16 protein-coding genes are annotated in these 15,535 nt (G+C 72.1%); 10 read left to right on the forward strand and 6 right to left on the reverse strand.

Features of this window, described 5'->3' with window-relative positions:
• Window positions 1–21: 21 nt before the first annotated feature.
• The 6 genes from ACSNN8_RS05615 to dtd all read left to right on the forward strand — a co-directional run bounded on the left by ACSNN8_RS05615 (window position 22) and on the right by dtd (window position 4,607).
• Entirely contained in the window at window positions 22–756 is a 735-nt protein-coding gene (locus tag ACSNN8_RS05615) for an ABC transporter ATP-binding protein (RefSeq protein ID WP_436649420.1), read from the forward strand.
• Window positions 750–3,059 carry an FtsX-like permease family protein gene (locus ACSNN8_RS05620; protein WP_436647330.1) on the forward strand — a complete coding sequence of 770 codons (2,310 nt, stop codon included), beginning with the start codon at window positions 750–752 and terminating at the stop codon, window positions 3,057–3,059. The genes ACSNN8_RS05615 and ACSNN8_RS05620 overlap by 7 nt, the downstream gene beginning before the upstream one ends.
• A 112-nt stretch (window positions 3,060–3,171) precedes the next feature.
• Window positions 3,172–3,522, forward strand: coding sequence for a hypothetical protein (locus ACSNN8_RS05625; protein ID WP_436647332.1), 351 nt, complete (start codon window positions 3,172–3,174; stop codon window positions 3,520–3,522).
• A 76-nt stretch (window positions 3,523–3,598) separates the two neighbouring features.
• Entirely contained in the window at window positions 3,599–3,976 is a 378-nt protein-coding gene (locus ACSNN8_RS05630) for a phosphotransferase (protein ID WP_436647333.1), read from the forward strand.
• Between the two features lie 59 nt (window positions 3,977–4,035).
• Complete coding sequence (locus tag ACSNN8_RS05635; protein WP_436647335.1) at window positions 4,036–4,185, forward strand: hypothetical protein; 150 nt, start codon at window positions 4,036–4,038, stop codon at window positions 4,183–4,185.
• Window positions 4,185–4,607: a D-aminoacyl-tRNA deacylase gene (dtd, locus tag ACSNN8_RS05640; RefSeq protein ID WP_436647336.1), complete on the forward strand. Its 423-nt coding sequence runs from the start codon at window positions 4,185–4,187 to the stop codon at window positions 4,605–4,607. The genes ACSNN8_RS05635 and dtd overlap by 1 nt, the downstream gene beginning before the upstream one ends.
• A gap of 10 nt (window positions 4,608–4,617) precedes the next feature.
• Here the strand turns inward: dtd and ACSNN8_RS05645 are convergent, their stop codons facing one another.
• Window positions 4,618–5,391, reverse strand: a complete 774-nt coding sequence (locus ACSNN8_RS05645; protein WP_436647338.1) for a sporulation protein — start codon at window positions 5,389–5,391, stop codon at window positions 4,618–4,620.
• Between the two features lie 309 nt (window positions 5,392–5,700).
• Between ACSNN8_RS05645 and sigB the strand changes: the two genes are divergently transcribed.
• Window positions 5,701–6,651 carry an RNA polymerase sigma factor SigB gene (gene sigB, locus ACSNN8_RS05650; protein ID WP_436647340.1) on the forward strand — a complete coding sequence of 317 codons (951 nt, stop codon included), beginning with the start codon at window positions 5,701–5,703 and terminating at the stop codon, window positions 6,649–6,651.
• Window positions 6,652–6,769: 118 nt separating this feature from the next.
• Here sigB and ACSNN8_RS05655 read toward each other — a convergent pair whose 3' ends face one another.
• Entirely contained in the window at window positions 6,770–9,316 is a 2,547-nt protein-coding gene (locus tag ACSNN8_RS05655; RefSeq protein WP_436647341.1) for a bifunctional acetate--CoA ligase family protein/GNAT family N-acetyltransferase, read from the reverse strand.
• 29 nt (window positions 9,317–9,345) lie between these two features.
• Complete coding sequence (locus ACSNN8_RS05660; protein ID WP_436647342.1) at window positions 9,346–10,530, reverse strand: acetoin utilization protein AcuC; 1,185 nt, start codon at window positions 10,528–10,530, stop codon at window positions 9,346–9,348.
• 207 nt (window positions 10,531–10,737) lie between these two features.
• Between ACSNN8_RS05660 and ACSNN8_RS05665 the strand changes: the two genes are divergently transcribed.
• The gene (locus ACSNN8_RS05665; protein ID WP_436647344.1) at window positions 10,738–11,454 is read left to right on the forward strand and encodes a metal-dependent transcriptional regulator; all 717 of its coding nucleotides are present in this window, start codon (window positions 10,738–10,740) and stop codon (window positions 11,452–11,454) included.
• A 55-nt stretch (window positions 11,455–11,509) separates the two neighbouring features.
• Here the strand turns inward: ACSNN8_RS05665 and ACSNN8_RS05670 are convergent, their stop codons facing one another.
• On the reverse strand, window positions 11,510–11,743 hold the full coding sequence (locus ACSNN8_RS05670) for a DUF5522 domain-containing protein (protein WP_436647346.1): 234 nt from the start codon (window positions 11,741–11,743) through the stop codon (window positions 11,510–11,512).
• Window positions 11,744–11,797: 54 nt separating this feature from the next.
• Between ACSNN8_RS05670 and ACSNN8_RS05675 the strand changes: the two genes are divergently transcribed.
• Window positions 11,798–12,262: a hypothetical protein gene (locus tag ACSNN8_RS05675; RefSeq protein ID WP_436647348.1), complete on the forward strand. Its 465-nt coding sequence runs from the start codon at window positions 11,798–11,800 to the stop codon at window positions 12,260–12,262.
• Entirely contained in the window at window positions 12,262–13,164 is a 903-nt protein-coding gene (locus ACSNN8_RS05680; RefSeq protein ID WP_436647350.1) for an alpha/beta fold hydrolase, read from the forward strand. Before ACSNN8_RS05675 ends, ACSNN8_RS05680 begins: the two co-directional genes overlap by 1 nt.
• Window positions 13,165–13,181: 17 nt before the next feature.
• Here ACSNN8_RS05680 and ACSNN8_RS05685 read toward each other — a convergent pair whose 3' ends face one another.
• Together ACSNN8_RS05685 and ACSNN8_RS05690 are read right to left on the reverse strand one after the other, a co-directional pair.
• Window positions 13,182–14,369, reverse strand: a complete 1,188-nt coding sequence (locus tag ACSNN8_RS05685) for an MFS transporter (RefSeq protein WP_436647351.1) — start codon at window positions 14,367–14,369, stop codon at window positions 13,182–13,184.
• Window positions 14,370–14,412: 43 nt separating this feature from the next.
• A complete protein-coding gene (locus ACSNN8_RS05690; protein ID WP_436647352.1) occupies window positions 14,413–15,009 on the reverse strand; it encodes a hypothetical protein in 597 nt (198 codons plus the stop codon).
• Between the last annotated feature and the right edge of the window lie 526 nt (window positions 15,010–15,535).

Genomic DNA, 15,535 nt, shown 5'->3' on the forward strand with positions numbered 1-15,535 from the left:
CCACCCGCGAGGCTCGACGCCATGACACCACCGATGATTTCGCTACGGGAGCTGCGGATGGCATACGGCTCAGGTGCCGGCCGCGTGACCGCGCTCGACGGGGTCTCCTTCGACCTCGCCGCAGGCACCTTCACCGCCGTGATGGGGCCGTCCGGCTCGGGCAAGTCCACGCTGCTTCATTGTGCCGCGGGCCTCGACCGCCCCACCTCGGGCGACGTCATCATCGACGGCGTGCGCCTGGCCGAGCTCGACGAGACCGGCCTGACCCTGCTGCGCCGCCGCCGGATCGGCTGCGTGTTCCAGGCTTTCAACCTCATCTCGTCGCTGACCGCGGCGCAGAACGTCGCCCTGCCCGTCCAGCTCGACGGTCGCCGCCTCACATCGGAGGAGGCGACGGCCGCGCTGGGCGCCGTCGGCCTGGCCGATCGGGCCGGGCACCGCCCGGTCGAGCTCTCGGGCGGTCAGCAGCAGCGTGTCGCCATCGCTCGGGCGATGGTGACCCGGCCCGCCGTCATCTTCGCGGACGAACCGACCGGCGCCCTCGATACCCAGACCTCCCGTCACGTTCTCGAGCTCCTGCGCGAGCTCGCCACGGCACAGGGCCAGACGATCGTCATGGTGACCCACGATCCCGTGGCCGCCGCCTGTGCCGACTCCGTATTGCTGCTGACCGACGGACAGCTCACCGACCGTCTCGACGGCGCGTCCGCCGAGGTCATTGCCGCCCACATGGCCAGGGCGGAGGCGGCATGCTGACGCGCGACCGGTGGGGCTCGTTCCTCGCCGTTCTCGTCGGCGCCGCCGTGGTAACCGTCGCCCTGACGCTGCTCGCGTCGGCGACGCCGCATCGGCCCGACCGGTTCGCCGCGGTGACGATGGCCGTGCAGGGCCCGGCGGTGAAGACCCCGGCCGACCCGTTCCCTGAGACCCGTCCCTGGTCGGCCGACGAGACTGCGACGCTTGTGGCCCGGCTGGCGGCGGTTCCGGGCGTGACAGCGGCCGTCGCAGACCGCGGGTTCTACGCGCAGCCGGTGCTGGGCGGGCGCCCGGTCGCCGGCATCGAGCAGGGACACGGGTGGGCGAGCGCGAAGCTGGCGGGCGACGGCTTGATCGCTGGACGGCAGGCCGCCGGCCCTCGCGAGGTGGTGCTCGGTAAGAGCCTCGGGATTCCGGTCGGCGGTGCGGCCACCGTGCTGACGGCTGCGGGCCCTGCGACGGTCACCGTGACGGGCCTGATCGAGGCGACACGGCTCTATGTCGCCGACGCCGAAGCCGCCCGGCTGGCCCCGGGCGTACGGGTCGTCGCGTTGACCGGCGACCCCGACCCGGAAGCTGTGCGTGCGGCCGCCGGCGGGGCGACGGTGCTGGCAGGCGACGCGCTCGGCGAGCTGGAGCCGCGTTCCGACGCGCGCAGCCGCTGGATCGGGCTGCAGGTGCTGAGCGCCATGACCGCGCTCTCGGTGTTCTCCTCCGTCTTCGTGATCGCGTCGACGCTCGCGCTCTCGATCAACCAGCGCCGCCGCGACATCGGTCTGCTGCGCGCGGTCGGCGCGACGCCGCGCCAAGTACGGTTCGCGGTGCTGCGCGAGGCTGCGACGGTCGGGTTGCTGGCTGGGTCGGCCGGCACGGGGTTGGGGCTGGTGTCGGCCCCGATGATCGACGGTCTGCTGGTCGATGCGGGGTTCCAGCCGGAGTCGTTCCGGGCCGGCGTGCATGTGTGGCCGGTGCTCGCGGGGATCGCGATCGGTCCCGTGGTCGCCGTGTGCGGTGGCGTTGTGGCGGCGCGACGGGCCGCGCGGGTGCGGCCGCTCGAGGCGCTGCGGCGGGCCGAGGTCGAGACGCGGCCGATGACCCGGACCCGCTGGGTGGTCGGGCTGCTGTTCGCCGGAGGCGGCGCGGCCGCGGGAGCGGCGACGGTGCTGACCGACGATCTGTCGGCGTTGGGAACGTACGCGCTGGCCGGCGCGATGGCGCTGATCGTCTCCGCCACGGTGCTCGCGCCGGCGGTGGTGCCCCTGCTCGTGCGGCTGGTCCTCGGGCCGGTAGGCGGGGCGTTGGGCACGACGATCAGGGAGAGCGCGTTGACGGCCTCACGCCGGACCGCGTCCACGGCCGCGCCGGTCCTGCTCACCGTGGCGTTCTCGGTGTTCATCGCGGGCAACGTGCAGACGGCCGAGAGTGCATACGCGGATCGGAGGGCGGACGCCACCGCAACCCAGGAGGTGCTTGTCCCGAGCGGCACACCCGGGCTGAGCGACGCGGCCGCGCCCGGGGGCGACCTGATCACGAACGTCTACGTGCACGACACGGTGATCGCAGCAGCCGGATCGCGCTCGGCGCCCGGTCCCGGTCCCGGGGAGGTGATCCTCGGCGAGTCCCGAGCACGCGAGTTCGGCGTCGCCGCCGGCGGCACGGTCACGGCGACGTTCGCCGACGGCGACCAGGTGTCGCTGCGAGTGTCCGCCGTCCGGCCGGACGGTTCCGGTTCCGGCGTGGGCGGCATGCTGCTGTCCCGCGAGACTGTGCGCTCACACGACCCTTCCGCCTTGGTGCCCGCGCTGCCGCTCGCGCCGGGCTCGGCCTCGGCAGCGCCGCTCGGCGCGCGGGTGGTCGACGTGGGCGAGTATGCGCGCGAGGCCGACGCCGAGGAGGACCGGCAGGTATGGATCTTCACGTTGCTGCTGATCGGCGTCTCGGTGGGGTACGGCGCGCTCGCCGTCGTCAACACGCTGGTCATGGCGACCGCGCGGCGGGCGAACGACTACCGGCTGCTCCGGCTGGCGGGCGCAACCCGGCGCCAGGTGCTGCTGACGGTCGCGGGCGAGTCGGCGCTCGTCGTCCTGATCGGCTCCCTGCTCGGCAGCGCGGCGGCAGTGCTGGCCCTGTACGGCGCGGCCTCGGGCTTCCGGGCACAGACCGGCACGTCGGTCGCTCTCACCGTGCCGTGGCCGGTTCTGACCGCCGCGGTGAGCACCTGCCTGGTCCTCGCCGTCGTCGCCGCCATGCTTCCGGCCAGGGCGCACCTGGCGGCCGCCCATCCGCTGCGGGAGCGGGCATGAGCCGAGTGACGCCGGCACGCCGTCGGTTTACCGGCGGGCCAGAGGGGCACGTTTGGTGCCGATCTGTCGGAAGGCTGATCGGTTGGAAGGCTTAGCTGTCGGAGGACATGAGATGAGCGACTCGCAGGAAGACATCGCCCGGGACATCGCGGGGAACGCGTACGGCCCCGGTGTGTTCGACGAGCCCAGCACGTACCGCCCTGAGAAGGGCAACGACGACGAGGGGCTGACGAGCACGATCGCTGCGGGCACCGACACCGAGCAGCTCCAGGACGGCGGGCCGCGCCCCGAGCACGGCATCATGACCACCACCGGCGGCAATGCCGGGCCCAACAGCTTCAAGACGCGGCCGCGGTCGGGCCCGGGCGTCGCCAACACGACGACCGGCGACGCCACGACCGGCGCCATGGAGACGCCGGTGGACAGCTACACCAGCGACGCGAGCAGCAACGCAGTCGACTGACGCACCGCAACAGGCGCTGGGCGAGCCGGTCGCCTCCGGGCGAGAGGCTGACGTCTACGCGCTGGACGACGCGAGGGTGCTGAGGCGCTACCGCGACGGCGGCGACGCCGGTCCTGAGGCTGCCGTGATGGCCCATGTCGGCGGGCACGGCTTCCCCGTGCCAGAGGTGTACGAGGTGAACGGCGGCGACCTCGTCCTCGAGCGGCTCGACGGCCCGACGATGGCGACCATGCTGTTCGCGGGCACGATGACGCTGCGCGAAGGGGCCGCGATCCTGGCCGACCTGCTCCGCGAGCTTCACGCCCTTCCGTCGCTGTCGGGCGATGCTCGCTCGGTGATCCACCTCGACCTGCACCCGGAGAACGTGGTCGTCACCGCGGCCGGGCCCGTGGTGATCGACTGGCGGAACGCGCGGGACGGCTCGGCCGCCTGGACACGGCGCTCACCGCGCTGATCCTCGGGCAGGTTGCGACCGGTGCCATCGAGCACCCGATCCGTGATCAGGCCGGCGAGATGCTCGACATCTTCCTGGAGCTAGCGCCCGGGGATCCGGTCCGCGAGCTGGACCTCGCCGTCGCGCTGCGGACGCAACAGCTCACGCTTTCGGTCGGCGAGATCGCCATGCTGCCCGCCGCGGCGGCACGCGTACGAGGGGTGAAGTGATGCGAGCACTGGTGCAGACGGTCAGCCGGGCCAGCGTGACCGTGGACGACGAGGTCACCGGCAAGATCGAGGACGGCCTGCTGGTGCTGGTCGGTGTGACCCACGACGACACCCCGGCCAAGGCCGCCGAGCTGGCACGCAAGACGTACGAGCTGCGCATCCTCGACGACGAGGCGTCCGCGGCCGACCGGGGCGCGCCGCTGCTGGTGGTCAGCCAGTTCACGCTCTACGGCGACGCCCGCAAGGGACGCCGCCCCACGTGGAACGCGGCGGCGCCGGCCGAGGTCGCCGAGCCGCTCGTCACCGCGTACGTCGAAGCTCTGCGCGCCCGGGGCGCCACGGTCGAAACCGGTCGCTTCCGGGCGCACATGCTGGTCGAGAGCGTGAACGTCGGCCCCCGGACGATCCTGCTCGAGTTGTGACGAGCGAGCTCTAGAAGAACAACCCGCGCCGCTGGGCCGACTGCCGCAGCCAATTGTCGAGCTGCCCGGCCCAGTCGACCCGGTCGACCGTCGCGTAGTCGACGTCGAACTTGCCGAACGCGTCGTGACCCTCGGTGAACAGGCCGCCGCGCTTGTCGATCTCGAGGACGACCTGCAGACGCTGCGGCGTGGGGATGAACGTCAGCTCGAGCTGGTTGATGCCGCTCGCGTACGCCGACGGCGGATAGAACTCGATCTCCTGGTAGAACGGCAGGTGCTGCTGCACCCCGTACACCCGGCCGCGCTCGACGTCGGCCCGGCTGAACCGGAAGCCCAGCCGCAGCAGCGCGTCGAGGATCCGCTCCTGCGCCGGCAGCGGATGCACAGCGACGCTGTCCAGATCGGACTTGTCGACCGCCCGGGCGACCTCCAGCTCGGTGGCCAGGCCCATGGTCATGCCGTGCAGGTGCTGCCCGTACACCTCGGTGATCGGGGTCTCCCACGGCACGTCGAAGCGGAACGGCACGTCGTACTTCGCGCCAGGGTCGAGACGGAACGAACCGGTCAGCCGCTGCCGGTGGAACTCCTGGTTGGTGTTGTACTCGCTGTCGCCGCTCTCCACCTCGACGCGGGTCAGCAGCCCGATCGCCAGGTATTCGACGTCGACGGCGTGCTCGCCGCCCACCACGTGAACCTGGCCTTCGAGGAATCCGCCGGGCCGGCAGTTGGGGTTGGCCAGCACGGTTTCGACCGACGGACCGCCGACACCGAGTGCCGCCAACATCTTTTTGAAGACCACTGAACCTTCTCCTCGTCGAGGGCGTTTGGGGAACAGTATCGGCGCGCAACACGCGGCGAGTACCGGCAAACCGGTCACTTGTCGGCTTGGCGACGTCAGGGTTCTCCCTGATTCATGCCACCTGGACGCTTGCCTCACCTCGGCTTAACGCGTCCCAGGCCAAGCTATCGATCACCGGGCACGCATGCGGGCTGGGTGCACGACGAAGATCAATGCACGACAGACGGTTATCAGCGGGGAGGGGACTGAAAGATGGTCCTGCAGATGAAGGCGTCGGAGTCCATGGAAAACAGCATGACCGACGGTGTCGAGCTCCTGACCGACCTGGACGCCACGGACGAGCGCGGCGTCTCGGCCGACCTGGTTCGTGCTTACCTGAACGGCATCGGCCGCACCCGGCTGCTGACCGCCGTCGAGGAGGTCGAGCTCTCCAAGCGCATCGAGGCCGGCCTGTACGCCGAGGAGAAGCTTCCCGAGGCCGGCGACGACCTCGCTCCCCTCCTCGAGATCGTCGTCGCGGAGGGCAAGGCCGCCAAGAACCACCTGCTCGAGGCCAACCTCCGGCTCGTCGTGAGCATCGCGAAGCGTTACACCGGCCGCGGCATGGCCTTCCTCGACCTCATTCAGGAAGGCAACCTCGGCCTGATCCGCGCGGTCGAGAAGTTCGACTACACCAAGGGCTACAAGTTCTCCACGTACGCCACCTGGTGGATCCGCCAGGCCATCACCCGCGCCATGGCCGACCAGGCCCGCACCATCCGCATCCCGGTGCACATGGTCGAGCAGGTCAACCGCATGGTCCGCAGCCGCCGCGACCTGGCCGCTTCGCTCGGCCGCGAGCCGAGCATCGCCGAGATCGCCAAGGCCATGGGCGTCCCCGAGTTCCAGGTGATCGAGCTGATCTCGTACGACCGTGAGCCGGTCAGCCTCGACCAGGCCGTCGGCGAGGACGGCGAGAGCGCCCTCGGCGACTTCGTGGCGGCGGCCGAGCAGCAGCCCGGCGTCGCCGTCGGCCAGGGTGAGCTGCGCAGCGAGGTCGAGATCGTGCTGGCCACGCTCAGCGAGCGCGAGTCCGCGGTGATCCGCCTGCGCTTCGGCCTCGACGACGGTCGCCAGCGCACCCTCGACGAGGTGGGCCGCGAGTTCGGCCTGAGCCGCGAGCGCATCCGCCAGATCGAGAAGGTCACCATGCTGAAGCTGCGGGACCCGGAGCGCTCCTCCCGTCTCGAGGCCTACGCCGGCTGACGAGCGGCGAGCCCGCACCGCCCGGCGAGCACCCGCTCGGCCGGGCGGTCGCCGTCCAGGGCTTGTCCTGCCGGTCACGCGGCGCGAGGCGCGGTCCGGGTGGTGGCTGGACGAAGCCCTAGGGGGTGCGGAGCCGGCGCGGGCCGGTGTCGAGGCGGCGCGCGGGGTCGCCGACCTCGGTCGCGGCGTGCAGCACCGAGTAGCCGTCGGGGCGGGCCAGCACCGGGTTGAGCGAGAGCTTGCGCAGCCGCGGATGGTCGTCGGCGAGGCGGCCCACGCGCAGCAGCAGGTCGATCAGCGCCTCGCGATCCACCGGCGCGGAGCCGCGGTAGCCGTGCAGCAGCGGCGCGGCGCGCGGCTCGACGACCAGGGCCTCGGCCGCGCGGTCGGTGAGCGGGGCGGCCCGCCAGGCCAGGTCGCCGAGCAGTTCGCTGGCGACGCCGCCGAGGCCGAACCCCACGACGGGGCCGAAGGCGGGGTCCTCGATCACCTCGATGCGGCAGGCCACGCCCGCGGGGACCATGGACTGCACCAGCACGTCGGGCCCGAAGGCGCCGGCCAGCTCCGCGTACGCCGAACGGACGTCGTCCTCGTCGGCCAGCGCCAGTCGCACCGCGCCCAGGTCGATGCGGTGCCGCAGCGCGCCGCCGGCCGCCTTGAGCGCGACCGGGTAGCCCAGGGCCGAGGCGGCGCCGACGGCCTGGTCGGCGTCGGCTGCCAGCGTGGAGGGAACCACGTCGATGCCGTACGCCGCGAGCAGGTCGGAGGGCGGGCCGTCGACCACGGCCGCCTCGGGACGGACGCCCTCGAGCAGCGGAAGCTTGCCGGGCGGGCGGCGCAGCCATTCCGCGTACGTGGCCACGCGCGCGAGAGCGCGTACTGCCTCCTCGACCGACGGGTAGGCGGGGACGCGCGAGGGCAGGCTGCCGAGCAGGAACGTCGCAACCGTGGGTTTCTCGCCGGCGAGCGCGACGCTGGCCAGCGCGGCGGCGAAGTCGGCGTCCTCGTCGGCGAGCTGGCCGGGTAGCGGGGGCGCGAAGCTGACGACCAGGGCGTCGGCGCGGTCGTCGACGGCGGCGTCGGCCAGGGCGTCGGCGAAGTCGTGCGCGCCGGCCTGGGGGCTGATGTCGATCGGGTAGCCCGCGGCGACGGTGAGGCCGTTGGCCCGGCAGGCGGCCACGGCCAGCTCGGACAGGGCCGACGAGTTGCCGACCACGGCCACGCGACGACCGGCGGGCAGCGGCTGGTGGGCGAGCAGCAGGCCGATGTCGAACATCTCCTGCACGGTGTCGACGCGGATCACGCCCGAGCGGGCGAACAGCGCGGTGACCGCGTGCACGTCGGGGCCGGGCAGGTCACCGGCGAGACCCGGCGGGCGGGTGGCGGAGGCGACCGCGACCACGGGTTTGACCCGGCTCATGCGGCGGGCCAGGCGGGCGAACTTGCGCGGGTTGCCGAACGACTCCAGGTAGAGCAGGACGACGTCGGTGCCCGGGTCGTCCTGCCAGTACTGCAGCAGGTCGTTGCCGGAGACGTCGGCGCGGTTGCCGGCGGAGACGAAGCTGGACAGGCCCAGGCCGCGACGATCGGCCTCGGCGAGCAGCGCGACACCGAGCGCGCCGCTCTGGCTGAAGAACCCGACGCGACCGGCGGCGGGCAGTCGCGGGGCGAGCGTGGCGTTCAGCCGTACGTCCGGGTCGGTGTTGGCGACTCCCATGCTGTTGGGACCCACCACGCGCAGCCCGGCGGCGTGCGCGCCCTCGATCAGCGAGCGTTGCGCCGCCGCGCCCTCGGGCCCGGTCTCGGCGAAGCCCGCCGAGATCACCACCAGGCCGCCCGCTCCGCTGGCCGCCGCGTCGGCGAGCACCTCGGCCACCCCCTCGGGCGGAACGGCCACGAGCGCGAGGTCGACGGTCACGCCGGCCTCGACCGCCGAGCGGTACGCGCGCAGACCGGCCACCCGCCCGGCGGTGGGGTGCACCGGCACGATCGGACCGGGGAAGCCGCCGTCGCGCAGGTGGCCGAGCAGGGCCGCGCCGATGCCCTGGCCGCTCGCGCTGGCGCCGTAGACCGCGACGGCGCGCGGCGACAGCAGGCGGGCGATCGAGCGGGCCTCGGTGAGCTTCTCACGCGACTCCTGCACCTCCCGCGATTTCTCGGTGGGCGCGATCGGGAAGCTGAGGTGCACCACGCCGTCGGCGTATTTGCGCTGCACCTGATAGCCGAAGTCGCTGAACACGCGGAGCATGCCGCCGTTCTCGGGCAGCACCTCGGCGACGAAGCGGCTGATGCCGTTGGCGCGTGCGGTGTCGGCGAGGTGCTCGAGCAGGACGGAGCCGATGCCGCGACCTTGATGCGCGTCCTCCACCACGAACGCGACCTCGGCGTCGGGCGAGCCCGGGCCGAGGCGCTCGTAGCGGCCGACCGCCATGATGCGCCGGCCGGTGACGATCACGAAGGCCTCGCGATCGTGATGGTCGACGTTGACGAAGCGTTCGAGGTCGCGCTCCGGAATGCGCGGATAGGGCGAGAAGTAGCGCAGGTAGCGCGTACGGTCGCTCATGCGGGAGTGGAACTCCACGATGGCGGGCGCGTCCGAGGGCTGGATCTGTCGCATGTGGACGGCTGTGCCGTCGGAGAGCAGGACGTCCGCGCTGAGGTCCATGTCGCTCTCCTCCTCTCGGCGCTCGGCGGTCAGTCGCGGGGATCGTGGGGGTCGAGGCCGTGCAGCGGGAAGACCGCCATCCGGCTGGCGAGGATCGCGCGGTCGACCGCGTCGGGCGTGGTGCCCGGCTGCCAGTGCTCGACCTGTGGCTCGGCGCCGTCGGTCATCGTCTCGGGAATGTCCGACCGGGGGCAGCGCTCGGCGGCGAGGCGGCGCCAGGCGGCCGGGATGCGGGTGGCCGGGTCGATCGGGTCGCCGGTGGCCGTCGCGAGCAGGTGGGACCAGGCGCGCGGGACGACCTCGGCCAGCGCGTATCCCCCGCCGCCCATCGCCACCCAGCGGCCGTCGCACAGCTCGTCGGCCAGGTCGCGCATCGCGAGGTAGGCCGCGCGCTGACCGTCGACGGTGAGCCGCAGGTTGGCGAGGGGGTCGAGGTGGTGCGCGTCGGCGCCGCACTGGCTGAAGATGATCTCGGGTGCGAACGCGCGCAGCACCGAGGGCACGATGGCGCGGAAGGCACGCAGCCAGCCCGCGTCGCCGGTGCCGGGCGGGAGCGGGATGTTGACCGCCGAGCCCTCCGCGCCCGGGCCGCCCGTCTCGTCGGCGAAGCCCGTGCCCGGGAAGAGGGTGAGCGGCGTCTCGTGCAGGCTCACCGTCAGCACCCGGGGGTCGTGATAGAAGGCGGCCTGCACGCCGTCGCCGTGGTGGACGTCGACATCCACATAGGCCACCCGCTGAGCGCCCTGGTCGAGCAGGCGGGCGATCGCGACGGCCGGATCGTTGTAGACGCAGAAGCCGGAGGCGCGGGCTGCCTGAGCGTGGTGCAGCCCGCCGGCCACGTTGACGGCGCGGGTCGTCGTGCCGTGCCAGACAGCCTCGGCGGCCGCGATGCTCGCGCCGCAGATGCGGGCGGAGGCCTCGTGCATGCCCTCGAAGACGGGGTTGTCCGGCGTGTTGAGGCCCCAGCCGCTGAAGAACGGGTCGACCGGGGCATGGCGTACGGCATCGAGGTAGTCGGCGTGGTGGATGCGGGTCAGGTCGGCCTCGGTCGCGGGCTCGGGTGTGACCATGCGCACCCCGGGCCGGTCGAGAATGCCGAGCTCGCGGGCGAGCGCCATGGTGAGCTCGACGCGCACCGGATTGAGCGGGTGATCGCCCATGTCGTAGCCGAGCAGCGCTCGATCCCACACCACCGTGGTCGTCGCATCCACCATGACCGTCATGCTGCCACGCCCGTCCGACAGTTTCCGTACGCGTCGGTTGCCGGAATGGTCGGGTAAGCTTCGTGCACCTGCTCGGGTTATCTGTCAACCCCCGGTGACGAGGTATTATCGCTGCTGGGAGGGCCGCATTGTGAATTTTTCCGTCGTCAGCAGCCCTGGCGAGCTGGTGGTCCGCCGCGACCGCTTGGAGGTCGGAGCATGAAGACGTCGCTGCACAAACACGACCTTGTCGACACCACGGAGATGTATCTGCGCACCATCCTCGAGCTCGAGGAGGAGGGCGTGCCGCCGCTGCGCGCGCGCATCGCCGAGCGCCTGCATCAGAGTGGTCCCACGGTCAGCCAGACGGTCGCGCGCATGGAGCGCGACGGCCTCCTGACCGTCGAGAACGACCGGCACCTGGTGCTCACCGACGACGGCCGGACCACCGCCGTGTCCGTCATGCGCAAGCACCGCCTGGCCGAGCTGCTGCTCGTCAACGTGATCGGCATGCCCTACGAGGAGGCCCACGAGGAGGCCTGCCGCTGGGAGCACGTGATGAGCGACACGGTCGAGAAGAAGGTCTACGAGCTGCTCAACAAGCCGACCCGCTCGCCCTACGGCAACCCGATCCCGGGGCTCGAGGCACTCGGCGTCCCCGACGAGGAGCCCGTCGAGAGCAGCGCCGCGCAGGTCAGCGTCGGCGAGCGCAACCTGGCCTTCCCGGGCCTGTCGGGCACCGTGGTGGTCCAGCGCATCTGCGAGAGCGTGCAGACCAACGCCGACGTGCTGCGCCAGCTGCACGCCGCGGGCATCGACCCGGGCACGACCGTGACGGTGGCCCAGGAGCGCGACGGCGTCACCATAGACCGCTCCGGCGACAAGATCCGGCTGCCTCGCGAGGTGGCGTCGCGGGTCTTCGTCGCGGCGCGCTGACGTTCCCTCGGCCGCCGTCGTGTCCTCTCCGGACACGGCGGCGGCTGAGGTGTTTTCAAGGGCCTTCGGTGTACGGGCAGTGGCGGCACCCCCGGCCGCAGCACGTGCCGCGGCGAGCGAGGAAGCCGGCCGTGAGCACGAACAGGCCCGTGTCCGGATCGAGGTAGCCCGGCTCGCCCGCGGTCAGGGCGGCGGCGTGCCGGTCGAGGATCTCGGCGCGGCGGGGATGGTCGAGCGGCAGCCGCGAGGGGTGCGGCTCGGTCAGGTCCCGGGGCGCACGCTGATCCACCTGTCCGACTGTACGTACTTGACACTCGTCGTCAAGCACCGGGAGGATGGCGGCATGGCCCGGGACGATGCGCTCGTCGAGCAGATCGCGCGGCTCCTCGACGTACGCCTGCTCGATCCGCTCGAGATCCTGCTCGAGGGCGACGACGCCGTGGACGCGTTGCGGCAGCTGGCGCGGCTGCGGGCGCGGGGGTGGGCGGCGACGATCGGCGGGGACGACGACACGGCTGCGACCATGGCGCTCGCGCGGCTGATCGCGGCGCTCTATCCGGCGGACGGGCCGTTCGATCCGCCGGCCGACTGGTGGGCCACGCCGCTGGGGCAGGTGGTGGCCCGTCGGGTGGGGCATCCCTGGGCCGAGTCGATCTCGTACGCGACCGCGGGCGCGATGCTCGGCATCACCCGCCAGGGCGTCCATGATCTCGTACGGCGGGGGCGGCTGCCGCGGCATCCGGATGGCGGCGTGCCGTCGGTGGCCGTACGCGATCGGCTCCGCGCTTCTTCTGATGGGGGACTGTGATGATCAACGACCGGCTGATCGACGCGGGCGACGTTCCGCTCGCGGTGCGCGACTTCGGCGGGGACGAGCCGCCGCTGCTCCTGCTACACGGCGCCGGGGGCAATCTGGCGATGATGACGACGCTGGCCCGGGCGCTGCGCCCCCATCACCGGGTGATCACGGTGGACCTGCGCGGACACGGGCGGTCGGGTGAGGGCGCCTGGACGTCGTGGGACACGGCGCTCGGCGACCTGGCGGCGGTCTGCGTGCAGATGGAGATCGAGCGGCCGGCCGTGGTCGGGCACTCGCTGGGCGGCATGCTGGCGGCGCTGTGGGGCCAGCGCCATCCGGAGGCGCCCGGGGTGGTGAGCCTGGACGGCAATCCGCCGCCCACCTCGCCCGACCAGCTGCCGGGGCTGGACCCCGAGAAGGCGGCGGCCGAGCTGGCCCGGTTGCATGCCGTGTTCGACCAGGTGGAGACCCAGGCGGGCCAGGTGATCGAGGCCGACCAGCTGGCCGACCTGGTGGAGCGCCAACGCGCGGCGGCGCGCGACATGGGTGCCAACGAGAAGGTGTGGATCGAGGGATTCCGGCGGAACCTCGCCCACGAGAACGGCGAGACCTCGATCCGTCCCTCCGCGGCGGTCACCACCCAGCTGCGTACGTTGATGAACTCGCTCGACCTCGGGCCGGTGTACGCGGGGACGTCGTGCCCCGAGCTGGTCGTGCTCGCCACCCGCAACCTGCCCGCGCAGGAGCCGTTCGCCGAGCTCTACGAGGCCCACCGGCGCTACCTGCTCGAGCAGGTGCGCGCGGCGGGACATCCCCGCTACCTGCAGCTGGCCGACGCCTCGCACGCCATGGTGATCGAGCAGCCGGCCGTGCTCGCCGGCCTGATCACCGACTTCCTCCGCGGGGAGTAGCCGCCCACGCCTACCGGTCAGTTCCGGGACGGCGGCAGGGGTCTGGTCGCGGCGGAGGCGAGCAGGCCGATGGCGAGGGCGCCGAAGACGCAGAGGATGGCGCGCAGGACGCCGAAGTGTTCGGCCAGCAGCCCGATCAGGGGTGGGCCGGCGAGGAAGGCGCCATATCCGACAGATCCGGCCACGGACACGCGGATCGCGGCGCGGGCGGGGTCGTCGGCCGCGGAGCTCATGCCGATCGGGAAGCCGAGCGATGCGCCCGCGCCCCAGAGCAGGGCGCCGGCGATCGCGACCGGGACGGCGACCTCCGCGACGACCAGGAACAAGCCGAGCGCGGCGGAGACCGCGGTGACGCGGAGCGTGATGACCCGGCCCCAGCGTTCGATGGCGTAGCCGCCGAACAGCCGGCCCAGCGTCATCGCGGTGACAAAGCTGCCGAATGCGACAGCGCCGACGGTCTCGCCGGCGTGGTAGCCGTCGACCAGGCCGATGGCGAGCCAGTCGTTCGCGGTGCCCTCGGTGAAGCCGAAGCCGAGCATGACGAGGCCGATGAGGACAGTGCGGGGCTCCCGCCACGCGCGGCCGACGCTCATCGCGGGCTTCTGACCGGCAGGCAGGGGCTGGTAGGGAAGGAACCTCCGGACGGTCGGTGCCGTGACGGCCGCGGCCAGCGCGGCGGTGATGTAGAGCTGCGCCCAGATCGGCAGGGCGGCGGCTGCGGCCACGGCGCTGAAGGAGGCGCCGAGCACGGTGCCGAGGCTGAAGCCGGCGTGGAAGCGCGGCATGATCGTGCGGCCGAGGCGGCGTTCGACGTCGGCGCCCTCGACGTTCATGGCCACGTCCCACGTGCTGTTGCCCATGCCGGTCAGCACGAGGCCGAGGCCGGCCAGCGGGACGGAACCGAGGAGCGTGCCGGTGGCCAGGCCGGTGAGCCCGAGGACCATCGACGTGCTGCCGATGAGCACGGCGCGGGCCGGGCCGACACGCTGGACGAGCGGGCCGGCCAGCGGAATGGCGGCGACCGCGGCGGCGGACAGACAGAGCAGGAGCAGACCGAATCCGCCGACCGACAGATGGAGGCCGTCGCGGACGGCGGGGGCGCGGGCCAGCCAGCCGGCAAATGCGAGGCCGTTGGTCGCGAAGGTGAGGCCGACCGCTACCTTCGCTCGTTCGACTCGCGGGCGATCGAGCTCCGTAGCGGTCACCACCTCAACTTACACGTTAAACCTGCCGCCCCCTGGGCCGGCGCTACGAGGCCCACAACGACTCGTCGGGCCAGCCCATGCGGCGGTCGTGCTCGGTCAGGGGGAAGTAGCGCTCGACGCCCCGCACGTTTCCGGCCTCGTCGAAGCCTCGGAACTCGGCGACGTCATCGGGCGAGCGGATCAGCCCGGGCAGCGTCACCAGGCCACTGGGCGGAACGGGGACGGTGATCTCGGCACCGCCGTAGCGCACCTCGACGGTGGTGACGGCGCGGCTGGCCATGACGGTCAGCTCCGCCAACCAGCGGCCACCGACGGCGGCCAGCTGGGCGCCGAGGTTCACCAGGTGGCTGCCGCGGGTGTCCGGCAGCGGACCGTCGGGACGGTCGAGCACCCACTCCGGCATGCCGGATCCCGACGAGCCGTTCGGAGCCGGCCATCGGCCGTCCGGCAAGCGTTCCAGCAGATAGACGTCGTCGAGCAGCGCGTTGTCCTCCTCCCAGTCACGCGAGAGGACGACCACCGAGCCGTACCGGCCCCAGGTGCCGGCCGCCGCGACGACGACGTCGTGCGGCGAGATCACGGGCGGGAGCGCGGGAGCGCCGTCCTCCAAGGCTGCGAGAAGTCGATCAGGCTCAAGCACGGAACCCACCGTAGTAGCGCCGAAGGCGTTCCCCCAGGGCATTGAAGCCCGGGGGAACGCCTTCGGTCGGGCTCAGCTGTTCCCGGGAACTATGGGGGTGTCTCTTCAGTACCGCTGTCTCCTGGCACGTCTCAAATCTCCGTGATCGTCTCGCGCAGTTGACAGGGACCGCCATCCGTCAGCGAACGAACACCCGCGACCCGAGCCGTCGGTTGCTCGCCTTGATTCGTTTCCTCGAGTCGCGCCACGCCTGAACCCGAGAAGCAGTACTCGAACCACGACTGGACAAGCCAGCATCCAAGCAGCGACCACTACGCCGCTTCAGATTGAACAGTAGAGAGGATGCAGCTATCCGAACGCTCGATCGCCTGCCGCCTAACGCCGCGACTTCCCACCGCAAAGCGCCTTAACACGCCCTCACGTAGCGACACCTTGCTCGGTATGTGCATCAACTGTAGAGTCGTGCGAGCAAACACTAGAGCCCGGTCCGGGGCACCTGTGGTTGGTAGCCTGCGACGCCCTCGGA

Source organism: Actinoplanes sp. URMC 104 (assembly GCF_051386375.1).
Taxonomy (GTDB): Bacteria; Actinomycetota; Actinomycetes; order Mycobacteriales; family Micromonosporaceae; genus Actinoplanes.

Excerpts from the sequence above, each read along its gene's own strand:
- ACSNN8_RS05620 (WP_436647330.1), top strand. The coding sequence starts at position 750 with ATGCTGACGCGCGACCGGTGGGGCTCGTTCCTCGCCGTTCTCGTCGGC.
- ACSNN8_RS05665 (WP_436647344.1), top strand. The coding sequence starts at position 10,738 with ATGAAGACGTCGCTGCACAAACACGACCTTGTCGACACCACGGAGATG.
- ACSNN8_RS05655 (WP_436647341.1), bottom strand. The coding sequence starts at position 9,316 with ATGGACCTCAGCGCGGACGTCCTGCTCTCCGACGGCACAGCCGTCCAC.
- dtd (WP_436647336.1), top strand. The coding sequence starts at position 4,185 with ATGCGAGCACTGGTGCAGACGGTCAGCCGGGCCAGCGTGACCGTGGAC.
- ACSNN8_RS05635 (WP_436647335.1), top strand. The coding sequence starts at position 4,036 with ATGCTCGACATCTTCCTGGAGCTAGCGCCCGGGGATCCGGTCCGCGAG.
- sigB (WP_436647340.1), top strand. The coding sequence starts at position 5,701 with ATGACCGACGGTGTCGAGCTCCTGACCGACCTGGACGCCACGGACGAG.
- ACSNN8_RS05615 (WP_436649420.1), top strand. The coding sequence starts at position 22 with ATGACACCACCGATGATTTCGCTACGGGAGCTGCGGATGGCATACGGC.
- ACSNN8_RS05625 (WP_436647332.1), top strand. The coding sequence starts at position 3,172 with ATGAGCGACTCGCAGGAAGACATCGCCCGGGACATCGCGGGGAACGCG.
- ACSNN8_RS05680 (WP_436647350.1), top strand. The coding sequence starts at position 12,262 with ATGATCAACGACCGGCTGATCGACGCGGGCGACGTTCCGCTCGCGGTG.
- ACSNN8_RS05660 (WP_436647342.1), bottom strand. The coding sequence starts at position 10,530 with ATGGTGGATGCGACGACCACGGTGGTGTGGGATCGAGCGCTGCTCGGC.
- ACSNN8_RS05675 (WP_436647348.1), top strand. The coding sequence starts at position 11,798 with ATGGCCCGGGACGATGCGCTCGTCGAGCAGATCGCGCGGCTCCTCGAC.
- ACSNN8_RS05645 (WP_436647338.1), bottom strand. The coding sequence starts at position 5,391 with ATGTTGGCGGCACTCGGTGTCGGCGGTCCGTCGGTCGAAACCGTGCTG.